At 75.8% G+C, this 16,974-nt stretch carries 19 protein-coding genes; 9 read left to right on the forward strand and 10 right to left on the reverse strand.

Going from position 1 to position 16,974, the window contains the following annotated elements; all coding sequences use genetic code 11:
• Positions 1 to 98: 98 nt before the first annotated feature.
• The gene (locus CHB98_RS05245; protein ID WP_218822253.1) at positions 99 to 767 is read left to right on the forward strand and encodes an AzlC family ABC transporter permease; all 669 of its coding nucleotides are present in this window, start codon (positions 99 to 101) and stop codon (positions 765 to 767) included.
• Entirely contained in the window at positions 764 to 1,084 is a 321-nt protein-coding gene (locus CHB98_RS05250) for an AzlD domain-containing protein (protein ID WP_089304536.1), read from the forward strand. The genes CHB98_RS05245 and CHB98_RS05250 overlap by 4 nt, the downstream gene beginning before the upstream one ends.
• Before the next feature lie 7 nt (positions 1,085 to 1,091).
• On the opposite strand, the gene mug is transcribed toward CHB98_RS05250, so the two are convergent.
• Complete coding sequence (gene mug, locus CHB98_RS05255) at positions 1,092 to 1,598, reverse strand: G/U mismatch-specific DNA glycosylase (RefSeq protein WP_089304537.1); 507 nt, start codon at positions 1,596 to 1,598, stop codon at positions 1,092 to 1,094.
• A gap of 54 nt (positions 1,599 to 1,652) precedes the next feature.
• On the opposite strand from mug, the gene CHB98_RS05260 reads away from it, so the two are divergent.
• Both CHB98_RS05260 and CHB98_RS05265 read left to right on the forward strand, forming a co-directional pair.
• Entirely contained in the window at positions 1,653 to 3,269 is a 1,617-nt protein-coding gene (locus CHB98_RS05260; protein WP_089304538.1) for an RNA polymerase sigma factor, read from the forward strand.
• 75 nt (positions 3,270 to 3,344) lie between these two features.
• Complete coding sequence (locus tag CHB98_RS05265; protein WP_089304539.1) at positions 3,345 to 4,520, forward strand: LLM class flavin-dependent oxidoreductase; 1,176 nt, start codon at positions 3,345 to 3,347, stop codon at positions 4,518 to 4,520.
• Positions 4,521 to 4,557: 37 nt separating this feature from the next.
• Here the strand turns inward: CHB98_RS05265 and CHB98_RS05270 are convergent, their stop codons facing one another.
• Together CHB98_RS05270 and CHB98_RS05275 are read right to left on the reverse strand one after the other, a co-directional pair.
• On the reverse strand, positions 4,558 to 5,625 hold the full coding sequence (locus CHB98_RS05270) for a DUF3616 domain-containing protein (protein ID WP_089304540.1): 1,068 nt from the start codon (positions 5,623 to 5,625) through the stop codon (positions 4,558 to 4,560).
• 106 nt (positions 5,626 to 5,731) lie between these two features.
• A complete protein-coding gene (locus CHB98_RS05275) occupies positions 5,732 to 6,697 on the reverse strand; it encodes a LysR family transcriptional regulator (protein ID WP_089304541.1) in 966 nt (321 codons plus the stop codon).
• 138 nt (positions 6,698 to 6,835) lie between these two features.
• On the opposite strand from CHB98_RS05275, the gene CHB98_RS05280 reads away from it, so the two are divergent.
• From CHB98_RS05280 to CHB98_RS05290, 3 genes are all read left to right on the forward strand, one after another.
• Positions 6,836 to 7,243 carry a hypothetical protein gene (locus CHB98_RS05280; RefSeq protein WP_089304542.1) on the forward strand — a complete coding sequence of 136 codons (408 nt, stop codon included), beginning with the start codon at positions 6,836 to 6,838 and terminating at the stop codon, positions 7,241 to 7,243.
• Between the two features lie 15 nt (positions 7,244 to 7,258).
• A complete protein-coding gene (locus CHB98_RS05285) occupies positions 7,259 to 8,122 on the forward strand; it encodes an alpha/beta fold hydrolase (RefSeq protein ID WP_089304543.1) in 864 nt (287 codons plus the stop codon).
• A gap of 146 nt (positions 8,123 to 8,268) precedes the next feature.
• Positions 8,269 to 8,706, forward strand: coding sequence for a VanZ family protein (locus tag CHB98_RS05290; protein ID WP_089304544.1), 438 nt, complete (start codon positions 8,269 to 8,271; stop codon positions 8,704 to 8,706).
• A gap of 33 nt (positions 8,707 to 8,739) precedes the next feature.
• On the opposite strand, the gene CHB98_RS05295 is transcribed toward CHB98_RS05290, so the two are convergent.
• Complete coding sequence (locus CHB98_RS05295) at positions 8,740 to 8,946, reverse strand: hypothetical protein (RefSeq protein WP_143424953.1); 207 nt, start codon at positions 8,944 to 8,946, stop codon at positions 8,740 to 8,742.
• A gap of 249 nt (positions 8,947 to 9,195) precedes the next feature.
• Between CHB98_RS05295 and CHB98_RS05300 the strand changes: the two genes are divergently transcribed.
• A complete protein-coding gene (locus CHB98_RS05300) occupies positions 9,196 to 9,543 on the forward strand; it encodes a hypothetical protein (RefSeq protein ID WP_089304546.1) in 348 nt (115 codons plus the stop codon).
• Between the two features lie 148 nt (positions 9,544 to 9,691).
• Here the strand turns inward: CHB98_RS05300 and CHB98_RS05305 are convergent, their stop codons facing one another.
• From CHB98_RS05305 to CHB98_RS05325, 5 genes are all read right to left on the reverse strand, one after another.
• Positions 9,692 to 10,429: a hypothetical protein gene (locus CHB98_RS05305; RefSeq protein ID WP_143424954.1), complete on the reverse strand. Its 738-nt coding sequence runs from the start codon at positions 10,427 to 10,429 to the stop codon at positions 9,692 to 9,694.
• Between the two features lie 355 nt (positions 10,430 to 10,784).
• Entirely contained in the window at positions 10,785 to 11,114 is a 330-nt protein-coding gene (locus CHB98_RS05310) for a type II toxin-antitoxin system PemK/MazF family toxin (protein WP_089304548.1), read from the reverse strand.
• The gene (locus tag CHB98_RS05315; RefSeq protein WP_089304549.1) at positions 11,111 to 11,335 is read right to left on the reverse strand and encodes an antitoxin MazE family protein; all 225 of its coding nucleotides are present in this window, start codon (positions 11,333 to 11,335) and stop codon (positions 11,111 to 11,113) included. The genes CHB98_RS05310 and CHB98_RS05315 overlap by 4 nt, the downstream gene beginning before the upstream one ends.
• A 115-nt stretch (positions 11,336 to 11,450) precedes the next feature.
• Positions 11,451 to 12,122 (reverse strand): response regulator, encoded by a 672-nt coding sequence (locus CHB98_RS05320; protein WP_089304550.1) that lies wholly within the window; start codon positions 12,120 to 12,122, stop codon positions 11,451 to 11,453.
• On the reverse strand, positions 12,119 to 13,744 hold the full coding sequence (locus CHB98_RS05325; RefSeq protein ID WP_089304551.1) for a sensor histidine kinase: 1,626 nt from the start codon (positions 13,742 to 13,744) through the stop codon (positions 12,119 to 12,121). Before CHB98_RS05325 ends, CHB98_RS05320 begins: the two co-directional genes overlap by 4 nt.
• A gap of 130 nt (positions 13,745 to 13,874) precedes the next feature.
• On the opposite strand from CHB98_RS05325, the gene CHB98_RS05330 reads away from it, so the two are divergent.
• Positions 13,875 to 15,311: a cation:dicarboxylate symporter family transporter gene (locus tag CHB98_RS05330; protein ID WP_089304552.1), complete on the forward strand. Its 1,437-nt coding sequence runs from the start codon at positions 13,875 to 13,877 to the stop codon at positions 15,309 to 15,311.
• 66 nt (positions 15,312 to 15,377) lie between these two features.
• Here the strand turns inward: CHB98_RS05330 and CHB98_RS05335 are convergent, their stop codons facing one another.
• Positions 15,378 to 16,871 carry an MFS transporter gene (locus CHB98_RS05335; protein WP_089304553.1) on the reverse strand — a complete coding sequence of 498 codons (1,494 nt, stop codon included), beginning with the start codon at positions 16,869 to 16,871 and terminating at the stop codon, positions 15,378 to 15,380.
• Positions 16,872 to 16,974 lie beyond the last annotated feature (103 nt).

A 16,974-nucleotide genomic window follows, 5' to 3' on the forward strand; every position in this document is an offset into this window, starting at 1 on the left:
GCCCCGGCGCGTCGGGCCCGCCGCGCCGCCTGGCAGGGTCGCCCGTGCCGCCCGGCGTCCTGGGCCGGCGGCGGGGAGGACTGCGGGCGGAGGCGGGCGTGGCGGGGTCGACGGGAGCCGACCGGGGGTGGCGCGAGGGGGTGCGCGACGGCACGCCCTACGCCGCGGCGACGTTCGTGCTCGCCGTGTCCTTCGGGGTGGTCGCCGTCGACCTCGGCGTGCCGGCGGTCGCCGCGGTGGTGATGTCGGCGGTGGTCTACTCCGGCTCGGCCCAGTTCGCCGCGGTGGGCATCGCCGCGGCCGGCGGCGGGCTCGCCGCCGCCGTGGGCGCCGCGGCGCTGGTCAGCTCCCGCTTCCTGCCCATGGGGTTCGCGCTGGGGCCCTCGCTGCACGGCAGCCGGCTGCGCCGGGCCGTCGAGGGCCAGGCGACCGTGGACTCCGCGTGGGCGATGGCCGCCCGCGGTGACGGCCGCTTCGACCGCCGGTACCTGTTCGGCCACTCCGGCACCCAGTACGGGGCCTGGGTGCTGGGCACCGCCGTGGGCGTGTTCGTACCCGGCCTGGACAGCCGGGCCCTCGGCCTGGACGCCGTGTTCCCGGTCTTCTTCCTCGCCATCCTGGTCGCCGAGGTGCGCGACCGGCTGCGGTTCGGGGTGGCGCTGGCCGGCGCGGCGATCGCCCTGGCACTGGTGCCGGTGTCCCCGCCGGGACTGCCGGTGCTCGCCGCGACCGCCGCGGCACTGGCCGGGCTGCGGGCCGGCCGGTGAGCACCGCGACCGTGTGGGCGCTGGTGGTGCTGTGCGCGCTGGGCACCGCGCTGATCCGCGGCGTGGGCCCGGCGGCCACCGGCGACCGGGCCCTGCCGGCGCCGGTCGTGCGAGTGGTGGTGCTGCTGTCCGCGGCGCTGCTGGCGGCCCTGGTCGTGACCACCGCCCTGGCCGACGGCGACCGGCTGGCCGTCGGCGCCGACACCGCCGGCGTGGCCGTCGCCGGGCTGCTGCTGTGGCGCCGCGCCCCGGTGCTGCTCGCCGTCCTCGCCGCGGTGGTGGTGACGGCGGGGCTGCGCGCCGCCGGGGTGCCCTGACCGCCCGCTACGGCTCCTCGCGCAGCCGCCGGTAGACCCGGGCGAGGTCGGGCAGCTGGTAGTGGGCGTTGAGCCCGCTGGGGTTGGGCACCACCCAGGTCCGGGCGCCTCCGACCCGCTCGTCCTGGCGGCCGAGCACCGCGCGGGGGCGGCCGAAGCCGGTGCGGTACGCGGTGACGCCGAGGACGGCGAGCACCCGCGGCCGGTAGCGCGCCACCAGCGCGTCGAGGGCGGCGGCGCCCTCGCGCAGCTCCTCGGTGGTGAGCTCGGCGGCGGTGCGGGTCGGGCGGTCGGCCAGGTTGGTCACTCCCAGGCCGTGGGCCAGCAGCTCGAGGTCCTCCTCGGGGGCCAGCCGCCGGGGGGTGAAGCCGGCCAGGTGGATGGCCGGCCAGAACCGGTTGCCCGGCCGGGCGAAGTGGTGGCCGCGGGCGGCCGAGGTCAGCGACGGGTTGATCCCGCAGAACAGCACGTCCAGGTCCGGGGCGATGACGTCGCGCAGCGGCTTGCCCGGCACCCCGGCGAGGGTAGCCACGGCGCCGGCCGGGGCGCGCGGCGCACACTGGCCGGCATGACCGACGGCCCCGACGCGGCCTTCCGCCGCTTCGTCGCCGCCGAGCGCGACACGCTGCTCGCCGAGGCGCTGCGGCTGACCGGCGACCCGGACCGGGCCGAGGACGCCGTCCAGCGCGCGCTGGCCCGCACCCGGCTGCACTGGGGGCGGCGCGGCGCCGACCCCGCGGCCACCGCCGCCGACGCGCTGCCCGCCGCCGCCGACCGCGGCGGGCAGCTGCTGGAGTCCCTCGACGACCGGCCGCCGCCGGTCCGCGGCCCGGCGGCCGGCTGGCGGCTGGACGCCGACGCGGCCGCCACCGACGCCCTCGGCCGGGCCCGGCGGCAGCGCCGGCTGCGCACCGGCGGCCTGGCCGGCGCCGCGCTGGCCACCCTGGTGGCCGCCGTCCTGGTCGTGCCGGAGGCGCCCGGCGGGCCGCCTGCGGCACCGGCCGGCCGGGCGGCGCCGGAGCGGCCGGCCGAGGTGGAGGTGCTCACCGGGCCCACCCGCGGCTCGCTGGCCGGGGACGCGGCGGTCGTCGGGGCCGCCCGCAGCGCCGACTGGGGGCCGCTGACCCCGCCGCCGGTGGCCGAGCGCCAAGTCGTCCTCGCCACCGACACGCCGCACGGCCGGGTGGTCCTGGTGGCCGGCACGGTGGAGGGCGACGTGCGCGGCGTGTGGCTGACCGGCCCGGCCGGCGCCCCGGTCGAGCAGCTGCGCCCGTACGTGCCGCAGACCCTGGGTCCCCACCGGCCGGCGGCGCTGCTGGTCGGCGGGCCCGGGTCGGCGTCCCTCGTCGTGGTCACCGCCCCCGGCGACGAGGTGCAGGTCTCCCCGCGGCTGCAGGTGGGCCCGCGCGGCACGGTGGGCCGCACCTACGACCCGGTCCCCTCCGACGGCGGCCTCGCGGTGACCGCCGTCCCGACCACCGCGGCCGGCACCGGCACCAGCGTCCGGGTGCTGCGCGGCGGCGCGACCGTGTACCGCGCCGCGGTGGCCGCCGCCGACCTCCCCGCCGGCCCCGCCCAGGTGCCCCCGCTGGACCCGCTGGACCCGCTGCGGCCGGCGGCCGTCCGGCCGGCGGACCGGCTGGTGACCGAGGCGCTGACCGCGATCGCCGTCCCGCTCGGCGCGGAGCCCGCCGCGCTGGAGCCGCAGCTGCTGTGGTCCGGGGTCCTGCCGATGCCCGAGGTCCCGGGCAGCGTGGCGGTCGTGGTGGGCCGCAGCCCCGGCGGCGGACTGGTCGTCACCACCCGCGCCGGGCAGCTCGGCTCCGGGGGCGCCGGGCGGACGGTCGGGTGCGGGGTGTCCACGCCGCCGGGGGCGACGGAGGTGGCCGGCCTCGTCGTGGCGCGGGTGTGCGACCTGTCCTCCCCGGAGGCCGAGCCGTCCGCGGAGGGCCGCTGGCTGGTCGTCACCGCGCCGGCGCCGGCCACCGCCGCCGCCGTCCTCGACGCCCGCGGCGGCGTGCTGGCCACCGTGCCGCTGCCCGACGGCGGCGGGGCGGTGCTGCTGCCGCCCGGGGCGCGCGGGGTGCGCACCCTCGACGCGGCCGGCGCGGCGCTGGCCGAGGTGCCGGTGAGCGCCGTCGCCACCGAGCCGTTCGGCGACTACGGCTCCGGCGAGGTGCGCTGACCACCCCCAGGGACTCCCCTCGCCGGTGTGACCGGGGTCACGTTCTGGGCCCGACGTCCCAGCTCAGGAGGACCCATGGACCGGCTCCGCTTCGGCACCTTCCTCGCCCCGTTCCACCCCGCCGGCGAGAACCCCACCCTCGCCCTGCAGCGGGACCTCGAGCTGGTCGAGCACCTGGACCGGCTGGGCTACGACGAGGCCTGGATCGGCGAACACCACTCCGCGGGCACCGAGATCATCGCCTCGCCGGAGATCTTCATCGCCGCCGCCGCCGAGCGGACCCGGCACATCAGGCTGGGCACCGGCGTCACCTCGATCGCCTACCACAACCCGCTGTGGGTGGCCGAGCGCATGGTGCTGCTGGACCACCTGACCCGCGGCCGGGTCATGCTCGGCTGCGGCCCGGGCTCGCTGCCCACCGACTCGATGATGCTGGGCCTGACGCCGACCGACACCCGCGAGCTGCTCGAGGTGGACCTCGACATCATCATGCGGCTGCTGCGCGGTGAGACGGTCACCGAGCAGACCAAGACGCACACCTTGGTCGACGCCCGGCTGCACCTGCGGCCCTACACCCAGCCGCGCTTCGACGTCGCGGTCGCCGCCGTCGCCTCCCCCACCGGCCCGCGGATGGCCGGCCGGCACGGGGTCGGGCTGCTCTCGATCGGCGCGACCCTGTCCAAGGAGGGCTTCGACGCCCTGGCCCAACACTGGAACGTGGTCCAGGAGCGGGCCGAGGCCCACGGGCAGACGGTCTCCCGCCGGGACTGGCGGCTCGTGGGGCTCATGCACATCGCGGAGACCCGGGAGCAGGCCTACGCCGACGTGCAGTACGGCATCGAGGCGTGGTTCCGGTACTTCCAGAAGACGGCCGCCTTCCCGCAGATGGCCGTCGAGGGCGGCGACGCCAAGGAGATGATCGACTTCATCAACGAGGCCGGGATCGGCGCCATCGGCACGGTCGAGGACGCCCGCGCCCAGGTGCAGAAGCTGTGGGACCAGTCCGGCGGCTTCGGCTGCATGCTGCTGCTCGGCCACGAGTGGGCCAACCCGCAGGCGACCCGGCGCTCCTGGGAGCTCATCGCCCAGCACGTCATGCCGCACTTCCAGGGCGGCGAGGTCTCGCACGCCCAGCGGTCGCTGGACGCCAAGGAGCTGGCGATGGGCAAGCGGGAGGACTACGCCGCCGCGCAGCTGCAGGCGGTCGCCACGATGACCGAGCGGTACGAGAAGGAGAAGGCCGGCCGCTGACCCGCGCGGCCCGCGGCGGCGCGGACACCCCGGCGGCTCAGGCCGGCGCCCGCTCCGGGAGCCGGACGACGTCGGCGGTGACCGCGCCGTCCGGGGACAGCCGGCCGGGCGCGGGGCTGTCGTAGACGACCAGCAGCCGCGGGTCCGCCGGCGGACCCACCAGGCCGATGCCCTCGGCGTGGTCGTCGCCCTCGCCGTGGGGGAGGTCGAGCTCCCGGGTGAGCCGCTCGCCGCGGACCACCCGCGGCGGGTCGCCGGCGAGGGCGCCGTGCCACCGGTACAGGTGCACCGGGCCGTCGAGGTCCATGGTGGGGCCGGCCAGCACGAGCAGGTCGTCGCCGTGCGGGCACAGGTCGCGGACGCCCAGGCCGCGCATGCGCAGGACGAACGTGCGGTACGGGCGGCCGTCGGCGAAGCTCCGCAGCCGCAACCGCCCGGGCGCGTCCTCGTCGGGCTCGGGCTGCACCTGCAGGACGACGGCCCAGCCGCGCAGCACCGGGCCGCGCAGCCCCAGGAACACCCGTGGGCCGGCCACGGCGATGCCCTCGACGTCCAGGCCGTTGTCCTTGCCGGGGATGGGCAGGAACGGGGCCAGGAGCTCGTCGTCGGCGAGCAGGTCGCGCAGGTCGGGGCCGGCGGCGCCGAAGACCGCGGCGCCCTCGGCCACCGGCGTGGGCAGCCCGTGCACGTCCTGGACCGGGATGCGGAGCAGGACCTGCCGGTTGGGCTGGCCGCTCACCCTGGCCAGCCGGCGCAGCGCCCGCTCGTCGTCGTGCTTCTCCTTGACCTTGCGGCGGCGCAGGCTGTGCGAGCCCACCGCCCAGAGGAAGGGCCCGTTGCGGGCCAGGCCCTCGATGTCGGCCTCCTCCTCGTCGTCCGCGGAGCCGGGCAGGTCGACCAGGTCGGCGAGCCGGAACGTGGTGTGGCCGCCGAACCCGGCCGGCTCGCGGGGGTCGTCGGCGACCAGGCGCTCGATCGTCGCGGTCTCGTCGCCGGCCACCCAGAGCACCGGGCCGTCGCTGCGGACCGCCGAGAGGTTCGTGTGCGTCCCGGCTGCCCGCGCCGTGTCCCCGAAGTGCAGCTGCACCGTCCGCTCCACCGTCACGGCCGACAGCCTGGCACGGCGGCGCCTCGCGTCCCCCGAGGCGTCCAGGCGACCCGCCGCCCCCTGGAGGCGGTACGCGGAGGCCGGACGCCACGGCGTCCCCCGGTCAGCGGGCGACGGCCGCGATGGTCGTCGCCGCCAGGGAGGCACCGGCCGCCGGGGTGGACGACGGGACGAGGTCCAGCGCGGCGAGCGCCCGGGTGGTGTCGACGAAGTCCCGCACCGGCTGCGCGTCCATGTCGTTGCGCCAGGCGATCGCCACTGCGGACGGCGGCAATCCGTCGACCGGCACGAAGGCCAGACCGGGCCGGTCGTAGAAGCGCTGGGTGGAGGCCTGCGTGAAGGCCACGCCCCGCCGGGACAGGATCGCCTCGAAGCACTCGTCCACGCTCGCCACCTCCGCGCCCAGGCGGACCGTGTGCGGGCCACGGGTGTCGACGGCGAGCCAGAAGTCCCGCCAGTACTCCGGGGCCCGGCGGCCGACGAACGGCTCGTCGACGACGTCCTCCACGGTGACGCGGCCGCGAGCCGCGAGCGGGGAGTCGCTCGAGGTCACCAGCACGCGCGGCTCGACGAAGAGAATCTCCATCGACAACCAGCCCTGCACCACGACGGGCGGACGGACGAACGCCACGTCGACACTGCCCGTGGACAGGCCGACGTAGGGGTCGGCGAAGTCGTGCGAGCGCATCTCCACCTGCACCCGGGGGCAGCGGGCCTGGAACGCCGCGAGGATCTTCGGGGTCAGCTCCGCTGCCGCGTTGGCCTGGAAGCCGACGACCAGGCTGCCCGCCCCGCCGTCGGCGGCCCTGCGCGTCGCGGCGGTCAGGCGCTCGACGCCGGCCAGCAGTCGGTGCGCCTCCTCCAGGAGCACCACGCCCGCCGGGGTCAGCTCGACGTGGCGGCTGGTGCGCGCCAGCAGCCGCGCGCCGAGAGTGTGCTCGAGCTTGCGGATCTGCACGCTCAGCGAGGGCTGGCTGATGTGCAGGCGTGTGGCCGCTCGGCCGAAGTGGAGCTCCTCCGCGACCGCGACGAAGTAGCGCAGGACGCGGATCTCGGGCGCGTCCGTCACCCGGCCAGCCTAGGAGTGGTGGTCGCCGTCACACCAATAGTCGACGGCTATCGACGGGGAGCCGACAGGTATTGGACGCCTCCGCACCGCACGGCTGTCATGGCGGTCGTCACACCCTGCTCGGAGAGGAGTACGACGATGACCGCAGCGACCCGAGCGCCATCGGCTCAGGCGTGGGCCGAGGCCTTCGCCGAGGCCAGCAACACCGACCCCGAGATCGAGGCCCACGGCAAGTACTTCACCTGCTCGTGGCTGCTCGACGCCGACGAGCGCAGTTACGTGGTGCAGGTGCAGTCCGGACGGGTCACCCACGTCACGGTGGACTCCGGTCCGCTCGACGTGCCCTACGACTTCGCCATCCGGGCCGGCGTGGAGACGTGGCGCGGTTTCGGTGAGCCTATGCCCGCGCCGATGTTCCACGGCATCTGGGCGGCCAGCTTCCGGCGGGACATGCGCCTGGAGGGTCAGGTGCTCGTCCTCATGCAGAACCTGCGCTGCATCACCCGCCAGATCGAACTGTTGCGCGTCGTCGGCACCCCCGTCTGAGGAGGACGAACAGCCATGAGCAGGATCTCCCCGGTCACCGGTCACTACGTGACGCTCGAGGTCGACGGCCTGGAGTACAAGGTCTTCTACCTGGAGAACGGCAGCGGACAGCCCCTGGTGTGCCAGCACACCGCCGGCTGCCACAACCACCAGTGGCGCGGCCTGCTGGAGGACGACGAGATCACCGCGAAGCACCGGGTCATCGCCTACGACCTGCCGCGGCACGGCAAGTCCGACCCGCCGGAGAACACCGAGTGGTGGAAGGAGGAGTACCAGCTCACCGCCGACCACTACGTCAACTTCATCGTCGCCCTCTGCGATGCCCTGGAGCTCGAGGACCCGATCTTCATGGGTTCCTCCTTCGGCGGGAACGTCGCACTGCAGCTTGCCCTGCGCCGTCCCGATCGGTTCGCCGGCGTCCTGTCGGTGGAGGGCGCCGACTACTCCCCCGGCTTCTACCTCGACTGGTGGCAGCACCCGCACGCGAACGCCGCGCAGGTGTGCGCGAGCGGGGTGTGGGACCTGATGGCGCCCCAGTCCCCCGAGGCCGACCGCTGGAAGACGTGGTTCTACTACTCGCAGGGCTCAGAGGCCTTCAAGGGTGACCTGTACTTCTACTCGGTCGACCACGACCTTCGGGGACGGCTCGGGGAGATCGACGGCGATCGGTGTCCGGTGGTGATGCTGACCGGGGAGTACGACTACCTCACCACGCCCGAGGACAGCGCCCGCACCGCCGGTGAGATCAAGAACGGCACGTTCATCGCCATGCCCGAGATCGGGCACTTCCCGATGAGCGAGAACCACGCCACCTTCCGCCGCTACCTCCTCCAGGCGCTCGAGACGCTGCAGAACGCCAAGGCGGCGACGTCCGGCTGACCCTTCCGCCGATCCGGTGGGCCGGCACCCGCCGTCCCACCGGATCGGCACCGGCGCTCGGGGCGCCGGCTGGCAGCCGCCTCGCTCCCAGCCGGCGTCCAGCCGTCTCGCAGGGTCCGTCGGGGCGCGCGCCTCATCGTGGGGGCATGGACGCCGATGCCCGCCGACCCCTGGACGCCGCCCTGCTGCTCGCCGCGCTCGCGGTGGCGTGGCTGACCCTCACGCCGGCGGGCGGCTCGGGCTGGGAGTGGGGCGCGCCGCTGACCGAGCTGCGCTGGTACGCCACCGGGCTGGACTCCGAGGCGACGCGCCTGCAGTTGCTGGGCAACCTGCTGCTGCTCGTGCCGCTGTCCGTCCTCGCCGTCCTGCGGTGGCCGGCGCTCGGCACCCCCGGGCGCCTGCTCCCGCTCGCCCTCGCCGCCGGGGCCGGCATCGAGTTGCTGCAGTGGGCGCTGCCGCTGGGGCGGGTGGTCTCCCCGGTGGATGCCGCCCTCAACGCGACCGGCGCGGTGGTCACCGCGGCGGTCGTCGCCCTGGTTGCCGGGCCGGGTCGGCGGCGGGTGGCCCGGCTGGGCGGGTGCTGAGGACGCCGGACGGCTGCGTCGGACGGCCCCCGCTCACAGCAGGTCGCGGCGACCCATCTCCTCCTCCACCAGCTCGCGGTTGCGCCGCCAGAGCCGCCTCCCCCTGGCCGAGCGCCCCATCCCCGGGGCATCTGCGCGCGCTTCCCACTCCCGAGCCTGCGTGAGTCGGGCCCGGAGCTCCTCCTCGGACAGGGCCTGCACCTCCCTCGCCGTCCAGTCCACGTGCGGCCGCTTGGTCATGCCGGCATGATCGCGCCGTGTCGCACGCCGGTCTCTACCACGGACCTTCGAGAGAGCCCTGCGGCGCCGTGCGGCAGTCCGCAGCCTTGACCGCGTTCCCGCGGAGACGGCGCGACGTCCGAGTGGTGTCACCGCCCAGCGGCCCTGCGGACACGAGGCGGTCCGGCTTCCGTCCTCGGTGCGACAGCTCCCCCTCCCGGCGGGGACAGCCGCCGGGGGACGGCACCGGTCAGGGCTGACGTCCCGGACATGCGCCACGACCTGTCCGGCGAGCAGTGGCGGTCCGTCGACGAAGGCCGCCTGACCGGGCCGGACGGCGTCATCTACAGCCGGCGCAGCACGCGCACGAAGCGCCGGGACGCCGCCGCGCTGGTGGCATCGGGGTGTCCCGTGGTCACGTACTGGCCGGGTGGCCTGCCGGCGAAGACGGAGCTCGTCTGGCACGACGCCGAGGACGCACGGGTCGCCTGGACCGATGCGGCCGGGCTGGTCAGCAGCGAGGGTCCCCGTCCGCCCCGGCGAGGACCGGTGGTCACCGCCGGCCGCTGGGAATCACCCGACGGCGAGGTCCTGCTGGTGCTCAGCTGGCACCACTGACCGGCGCGTCAGCCCTCGGACCGGCCCGGCCCGGCCCGAGGGTGAGCCCGGGACCACCACGCACCGGCGACTGCCCAGCGGCATGTCGGGACGACCCTCAGCGCGTGCTGACCGCGCGTGCCCGCTCTCGAGGGCGCCCTTCGAGTCGTCACGCCCCGCGCCGGCGACGGACGGCGTTCGTCGCCGCGCGCACGCCCACCCCGGCGGCCGCGGCCACCGTGGTGCCCAGGGCCGGCCCGACGGCCAGCATCACCGCGCCCACGGCGAACAACCCGCTGTCGTCCCGGGACGCGGCATCGACGGTCCACACCAGCCAGAACCCGGACCCGACGCCGGCCGCACCGGGCACCGGGTGCCACCGTGCGGCCAGCACGGCGGTCACCGCCCCCACGGTCAGCGCGCAGCCGAGCACCTGCAGTGTCACGTACGGCGTCTGGACCGTGCCGGTGACCACGTCGTACGAGGCCGTGCGATCCCACCCCAGCCACGCACCCCACGTCACCGCACCGAGGAGGACGCCGGCCGCGAACACCGGGCGGCGCGGACGACGATGCCCGGGAACGGTTCCGCCGTGGACCGCGGCGACCCGCCGCGCACGCACGGCCCGGAGCACCGCGACGTGGACGGCCAGGTTGACGAGCAGCGGCACGGTGACGACCAGCGCCTCGCCCACCGGACCGGACGGGACGACCGGGAAGCCGACGACCAGCCACCACGGCATGCCCAGCAGCAACCGGGCCGTGGAGACCACGGCGAACACGGCCGCCGGGGTGCCGGGTCCCAGCAGCGGCGTGACGACCGCGACCACGAACACGACGGCCGCGTGGGCGACCAGGCCGCTGACCACCACCGCCGACGGGGGCACGGCCGGCGTCCCTGGCTCCACCCGGTGATCATGGAGGCCGCACAGCGCGGGGCACCATCCCCCGGGGGTGTCGAGCCTCGTCAGCGCCAGCGGTACTCCAGCTCCGGGCGGCCGGTGCCGCCGTAGCGGGGGGCCCGGTCGACCAGTCCCGTGTCGGCGAGGTACTCAGGTAGCGGCGGGCGGTGATCCGCGGAGCGCCGGTCGGCGCGGCAGGGACGCCGTGGCCGAACGCCCGGTGACCTCGATCTGGAGGTGCTGCCGTGGAACTCGGCGACCGACGGGCCGACACCGCATGATCGGGGCCAGCCGTCGCCCGGTGACTTGCAGTCCTCCATCGCGGGTGGGATCGAGCGTCACCGAGTGCGGGCGGAGCTCGTCACTCGGCAAGCCCGAGAGACACCAGAAGTGCGCGGTTGAGCCGAACGATGTCCGAATCGGCGAGTCGGCCGACATGACTGCGCACATTGGCGCGCGGCATCGTCACGATCTTGTCGACCATGATGTGGCTCGCTTGCTCGATCCCGGTGGCAGCCGTCGGTTCTACCGCGAGCCGGATCAATGGCGCCTCGACCAGATCGGTGGTCAGCGGACAGACCGTGACGGAGGCGCTTGCATCGAACCGGTCGTCCTGGACGATGACGACGGGCCTCGGCTTGCCGCTGTAGGCGCCACGCGCAGCTGCGATGCAGATGTCGCCTCGCCTCACTCGGCGGGCTCCGCCTCGTCGTCCCAATCGACGGAGATGGCGTCGACGAAGGCCTGGTCGTCAGCTTCGTGCTCGCTGACCGCGATGACAGCCGACTGACGGTGGGCTTCCGCGACGAACTCCGGAGCTCGCACGTCCGGCACCCAGATCTGGACAGGCCTGAGGCCCTGCTCGCGCAAGCGCTGTCGGTGTTCACGTACCCGATCCCGCGTACTCGCCATGGGACGATGTTACATGTAACGACACGGGGCGGCAATGGCCTGGCATTGGCCTGCCCCACTGGACATCGGCGTGGGCAACCGGCCGGGCGCTCGCGCACGTCTCCACGGGAACGCGTCAGCGCCAGCGGTACTCCAGCTCCGGGCGGCCGGTGCCGCCGTAGCGGGGGGCCCGGTCGACCAGGCCGGTGTCGGCGAGGTACTCCAGGTAACGGCGGGCGGTGATCCGCGAGGCGCCGATCAGCTCGGCGGTCTCCGCGGCCGACAGCGCCGCACCGGCGGCCCGGACGGCGGCGACGACGGCGTCCAGGGTCTCCCGGCCCATCCCCTTGGGCAGCGGCGCCGGCCGGCCGGCGCGCACCGCGCCGAGCACCCGGTCGACGTCGTCCTGCCCGGCCGCGTCACCGCCTCCCTGCAGCCTCGACCGGTACTCGGCGTAGGCGGCCAGCCGGTCGCGCAGCGCGGGGTAGGTGAACGGCTTGAGCAGGTAGCCGACGACGCCGTGCGCGGCGGCCGCCCGCACGACGGCGAGCTCCCGGGCGGAGGTGACGGCGAGGACGTCGACCTGCGCGCCGGCGCCGCGGATGCGGCGGCACAGGTCGATGCCGTGCGCGTCGGGCAGGTTCATGTCCAGCAGCACCAGGTCGACCGGCACTCGCGCCAGTGCGTCGAGGGCGGCCGCGCCGGTGCCGGCGACCGCCGCGGTGGCGAAGCCGGGCGTGCGGTCGACGTAGGCGCGGTGCGCCTCGGCGGCGAGCGGCTCGTCCTCGACCACCAGCACGCGGATCACCGCGCCGTCCCCACCGGCGAGAGGACGGGCAGGGTGACGGTGAACAGCGCGCCGGGGCCGGGCCGGACGGTCAGCGTGCCGCCGAGCCGCGCCACGGTCTGCGCGACCAGCGCCAGGCCCAGGCCACGGCCGAGCCCGGACGGCGCGCCGGTGGTGTCCTTGGTGCTCCAGCCGCGCTCGAACAGGTGCGGCAGGTCCGCCTCCCGCACGCCCGGGCCGGTGTCCTCGACGCGGATCTCCAGCCGCCCGCCGCAGACCTCCGCGGCGACCTGCACCTCCCGCGGCGGGTCCCCCGCCAGGGCGGCGTCGATCGCGTTGTCCAGCAGGTTGCCCACGACGGTGACCAGGTCGCCGCCGGGGATGCCGGTCTCCCCCACCGCGGTCGCCGGGTCCACCTCCAGCAGCACGCCACGCTCGTGCGCGGTCGCGGCCTTGCCCAGCAGCAGCGCGGCCAGCACCGGGTCGCCGACGGCGTCCACCACCCGGTCGGTGAGCCGCTGGGCCGAGGCAAGCTGGGCGGTCGCGAAGTCGACCGCCTCCCGGGTGCGGCCCAGCTCCACCAGGGAGACCGTGGTGTGCAGCCGGTTGGCCGCCTCGTGCGCCTGGGCGCGCAGCGACTCGGCGAACGCCCGGATGCCGTCCAGCTCGCCGGTCAGGGCCTGCAGCTCGGTGTGGTCGCGCAGGGTGACCACCGCGCCCGCCGCCCGGCCCCCCGGCCGCGGCGGTGCCTGGTTGACCACCACCACCCGGGTGCCGGTCACGTGCACCTCGTCGACGGCGGTGCGCTGCTGGCCGAGGACCGCGGTCAGCCCCGCCGGCAGGCCCAGCTCGGCGACGTGCCGGCCGGTGGGGTCGCCGGGGAGCCCGAGCAGCCGCCGCGCCTCGTCGTTGACCAGCTGCACCCGGCCCTCGTCGTCCACCAGGAGCACGCCCTCGCGGACGGCGCGCAGCACGGCGTGGTGGTAGTCGACCATCCGCGCCAGCTGCTCCGGGGACAGCCCGTGGGTCTGCCGCCGCAGCCGCCGGGACAGCGCCACGCTGCCCAGCGCGCCGACGGCGAGGGTCACCGCGCCGGTGCCGGCGATCCCGGGGACGGCGGCGGCGAGGTCCTCCCCGATCTCCTCGACGGTGACCCCGGCGGAGACCAGCGCGACGACGTCCCCGTCGCCGTCCAGCACCGGGCCGGTCGCCCGCACCGAGGGGCCCAGCGTGCCGGTGTAGGTCTCGGTGAAGGTGTCCCCGGCCAGCGCCGGCTCCACCGTGCCGATGTAGGGCCGGCCGATCTGCGCCGGGTCGGGGTGGGTGAAGCGGGTGCGGTCGGTCGCCAGCACGGTGATGAACGACGTGCCGGTGTCGGCACGCACCGCTTCCACGTAGGGCTGCAGCACCGCGGTCGGGTCGGGGCCGGTCACCGCCTGCACCACCAGCGGGGAGTCGGCGATCGACTCGACGATCGCCGTGGTCTCCTCCTCCGCCGCGGCCCGGACCGCCGCGCGGGCGTCGCGGTAGGCGATGGCGGTCGCGGTCAGCACGACGGCGACCACGACGAGGGCCTGCAGGAGCAGCAGCCGCCGGGCCAGGCTCGCCTCGCCCCGGCGCTCGGGGAGCTCGGGCGCGGGCACGCCGCGAGTGTGCCGCGTCCGTGTACGCAATGAACGAATGCGTGACCGCGGTCACCCCCCACCCGCACCGTGGACGTGCCGGCCCGGGACGGGCGGCGCCCCTCCCCCTCGGACTCCCCCAGGAGCAGTCATGACCTCAGGCACGGTCGCCGAACAGCCGCCGCCCGCGACGCGGCGGGACCGCACGCACTGGCTCTACATCGCGGTCATCGCCGCGGTGCTCGGCGGCATCACGGTGGGCTTCGCCGCCCCCGAGTTCGCCGTCTCGCTCAAGTGGCTCGGCACCGCGTTCGTCGCGCTGATCAAGATGCTGATCGCGCCGGTCATCTTCTGCACCATCGTGCTCGGCATCGGCGCCATCCGGCAGGCGGCCAAGGTCGGCCGGATCGGCGGCCTGGCGATGGGCTACTTCCTGCTCATGTCCACCGTCGCCCTGGCGATCGGCCTGGTCGTGGGCAACGTGCTCAGCCCGGGTGAGGGGCTGCAGCTGTCCGAGGAGCTGCGCGGCGAGGGCGCCGAGCTGGCCGGCACGGCCGAGGAGTCCGGGGGGACGACGGACTTCCTGCTCGGCCTCATCCCGACCACCCTGGTCTCCGCGCTGACCGAGGGCTCGGTGCTGCAGGCGTTGCTGGTCGCGCTGCTCACCGGCTTCGCCATCCAGGCCATGGGCCGCGGCGGCGAGCCGATCCTGCGCGGCATCGGGCACTTCCAGAAGCTGGTCTTCCGCATCCTGGCGATGGTCATGTGGGTCGCCCCGATCGGCGCCTTCGGGGCGATCGCCGCGGTCGTCGGCGAGACCGGCGTCGACGCCCTGACCAGCCTCGCGGTGATCATGCTGGGCTTCTACGCCACCTGCGCGGTGTTCGTCCTGGTGGTCCTCGGCCTGCTCCTGCGCCTGGTCGCCGGGGTCAACGTGCTCTCGCTGCTGAAGTACCTGGGCCGGGAGTTCCTGCTGATCGTCTCCACCTCGTCGTCGGAGACCGCGCTGCCCCGCCTGATCGCCAAGATGGAGCACGCCGGGGTCAGCCAGCCGGTCGCCGGGATCGTCGTCCCGACCGGGTACTCCTTCAACCTCGACGGCACCGCCATCTACCTGACGATGGCCTCGCTGTTCATCGCCGAGGCGCTGGGCGACCCGCTGAGCGTCGGCGAGCAGATCGGGCTGCTGGCCTTCATGATCATCGCCTCGAAGGGCGCGGCCGGGGTCACCGGCGCCGGCCTGGCCACGCTGGCCGGCGGGCTGTCGGCGCACCGCCCGGACCTGCTCGACGGCGTCGGCCTGATCGTCGGCATCGACCGGTTCATGTCCGAGGCGCGCGCGGTGACCAACTTCGCGGGCAACGCCGTCGCCACCGTGCTCATCGCCACCTGGACCAAGGAGCTGGACCGCGGGCAGCTGACCGCGGCGCTGTCCGGCGACAGCCCGTTCGACGAGACCACGATGCTCGACGACGGCCACGGCAGCCCCGCCGACGCCGAGCCGCCGTCCTCGGCGACGAACGCCGGTCCCGGCCAGCGGGACGCCGAGGCCGAGCAGCGCCGGCTGGCGGAGGCCGCGCTGCGCTGACCCGCCCCCTGTCGGCCACGGCCGCACACCCCCACGGGGGGTGTGCGGCCGTGGCGCGTCCGGGCCTCAGTGGTGGACGGCGTGCCAGTGCCGGTCGTCGTGGTCGTCGGCCTCCCGCTCGGCGGCCGCCTCCCGGCGGGTGCGGCGCAGGTCGACGACGGCCAGCGCGAGCGCGCCGGCGATGCCCACCAGCGCGACGCCCAGCCCGGCCGCCGCGGCGAGCGGGTAGTCCTGCCCGGTCGCGGCGAGGACGACGTAGAACAGGCCCGGCAGCGCGGCGGTGCCGATGGTGGCCCCGAAGCGCTGCGCGGTCTGCAGCCCGCCGCCGGCCGCCCCGGCCATCCGGACCGGGATGTCCCGCAGCGTCATGGTGATGTTCGGCGAGATGACGAACCCGCCGCCCAGCCCGCCCACCAGCAGCGCCGGCGCCACGGCCCACGGGACGGCGTCCTGCGGTACGAGCAGCAGGACGGCGACCGTCGCGCCCAGGCCGGCCAGCACGCCGAGCAGGCCCAGGACGGTGAGCAGCCGCCCGACGCGCTCCACCAGCCGCCCGGCCACCACCGCGGCGACGGCCGAGCCGAGGGCGAACGGGGTCACGGCCAGCCCGCTCTCCAGCGGGGTGAGCCCCAGGCCGGTCTGGAAGAACAGCGCGAAGACCAGCCAGATGCCGCTGAAGCCGACGAAGTAGACGGTGCCCAGCGCCGCGCCCAGGCCGTAGCCGCGGGTCCGGGTCACCAGCCGGGGGTCGAACACCGGGTCGCGGCCGCGGCGCACCTCCCACCACTCCCAGGCGACGAAGGCGGCCAGCACCAGCGCGCCGGCCGGGAACAGCCACCACAGCCGGGTCAGCCCGCCGGACTCCGCCTGCACCAGCGGCAGCAGCAGGGCCAGCGAGCCGGCGCCCAGCAGCAGCACCCCGCCGCCGTCGATGCCCCCGCGCCGGCCGGAGCCGCTGCGCGGCAGCAGCCGCCAGGCGAGCACGAACGCGACCACGCCGATCGGCACGTTGACCCAGAAGATCCACCGCCAGTCGGCCACCTGCAGCAGCAGCCCGCCGAGGACCGGGCCCACCGCGGTGGAGATCCCGACCACCGCGCCGAACGCGCCGAAGGCCCGGCCGCGCTCGCCGCCGCGGAACAGCTGCTGGATCAGCCCGGAGTTCTGCGGGGCGAGCACGCCGGCGGCCAGCCCCTGGGCCAGCCGGGCGGTGATGAGCAGGCCCACCGACGGCGCCGCCCCGGCGGCCGCGCTGAACAGCACGAACGCGGCCATCCCGATGAGGAACATCCGGCGCCGGCCGAGCGCGTCACCGAGCCGGCCGGCGGGGACCAGCATGAGCGCGAAGGTGAGCGCGTAGCCGGAGACCACCCACTGCACCGCGGCCGGCGAGGCGCCCAGGTCGCGCTGCAGCGTGGGCAGGGCGACCGACACGATGCTGACGTCGAGCAGGCTCATGAAGCCGGCGACGAGGGTGACCCCCAGGGCGTGCCAGCGCCGCGGGTCCGGCTGGTCGCCCTCCTCCCCGGCGGTCCGGTCGACGTCGGGCCGGGCCGTCACGGGCGCCTCCGGGGTGCTCGGGCCAGGCGCCGGGGTGCGCGTCGCCGTCCGCAGCGATCCTCCGCCGTGCCGGGCGGGGCTGCAGGGCGACCGGCGCGCCGCG

The organism is Geodermatophilus pulveris (assembly GCF_900188375.1).
GTDB lineage: Bacteria > Actinomycetota > Actinomycetes > Mycobacteriales > Geodermatophilaceae > Geodermatophilus > Geodermatophilus pulveris.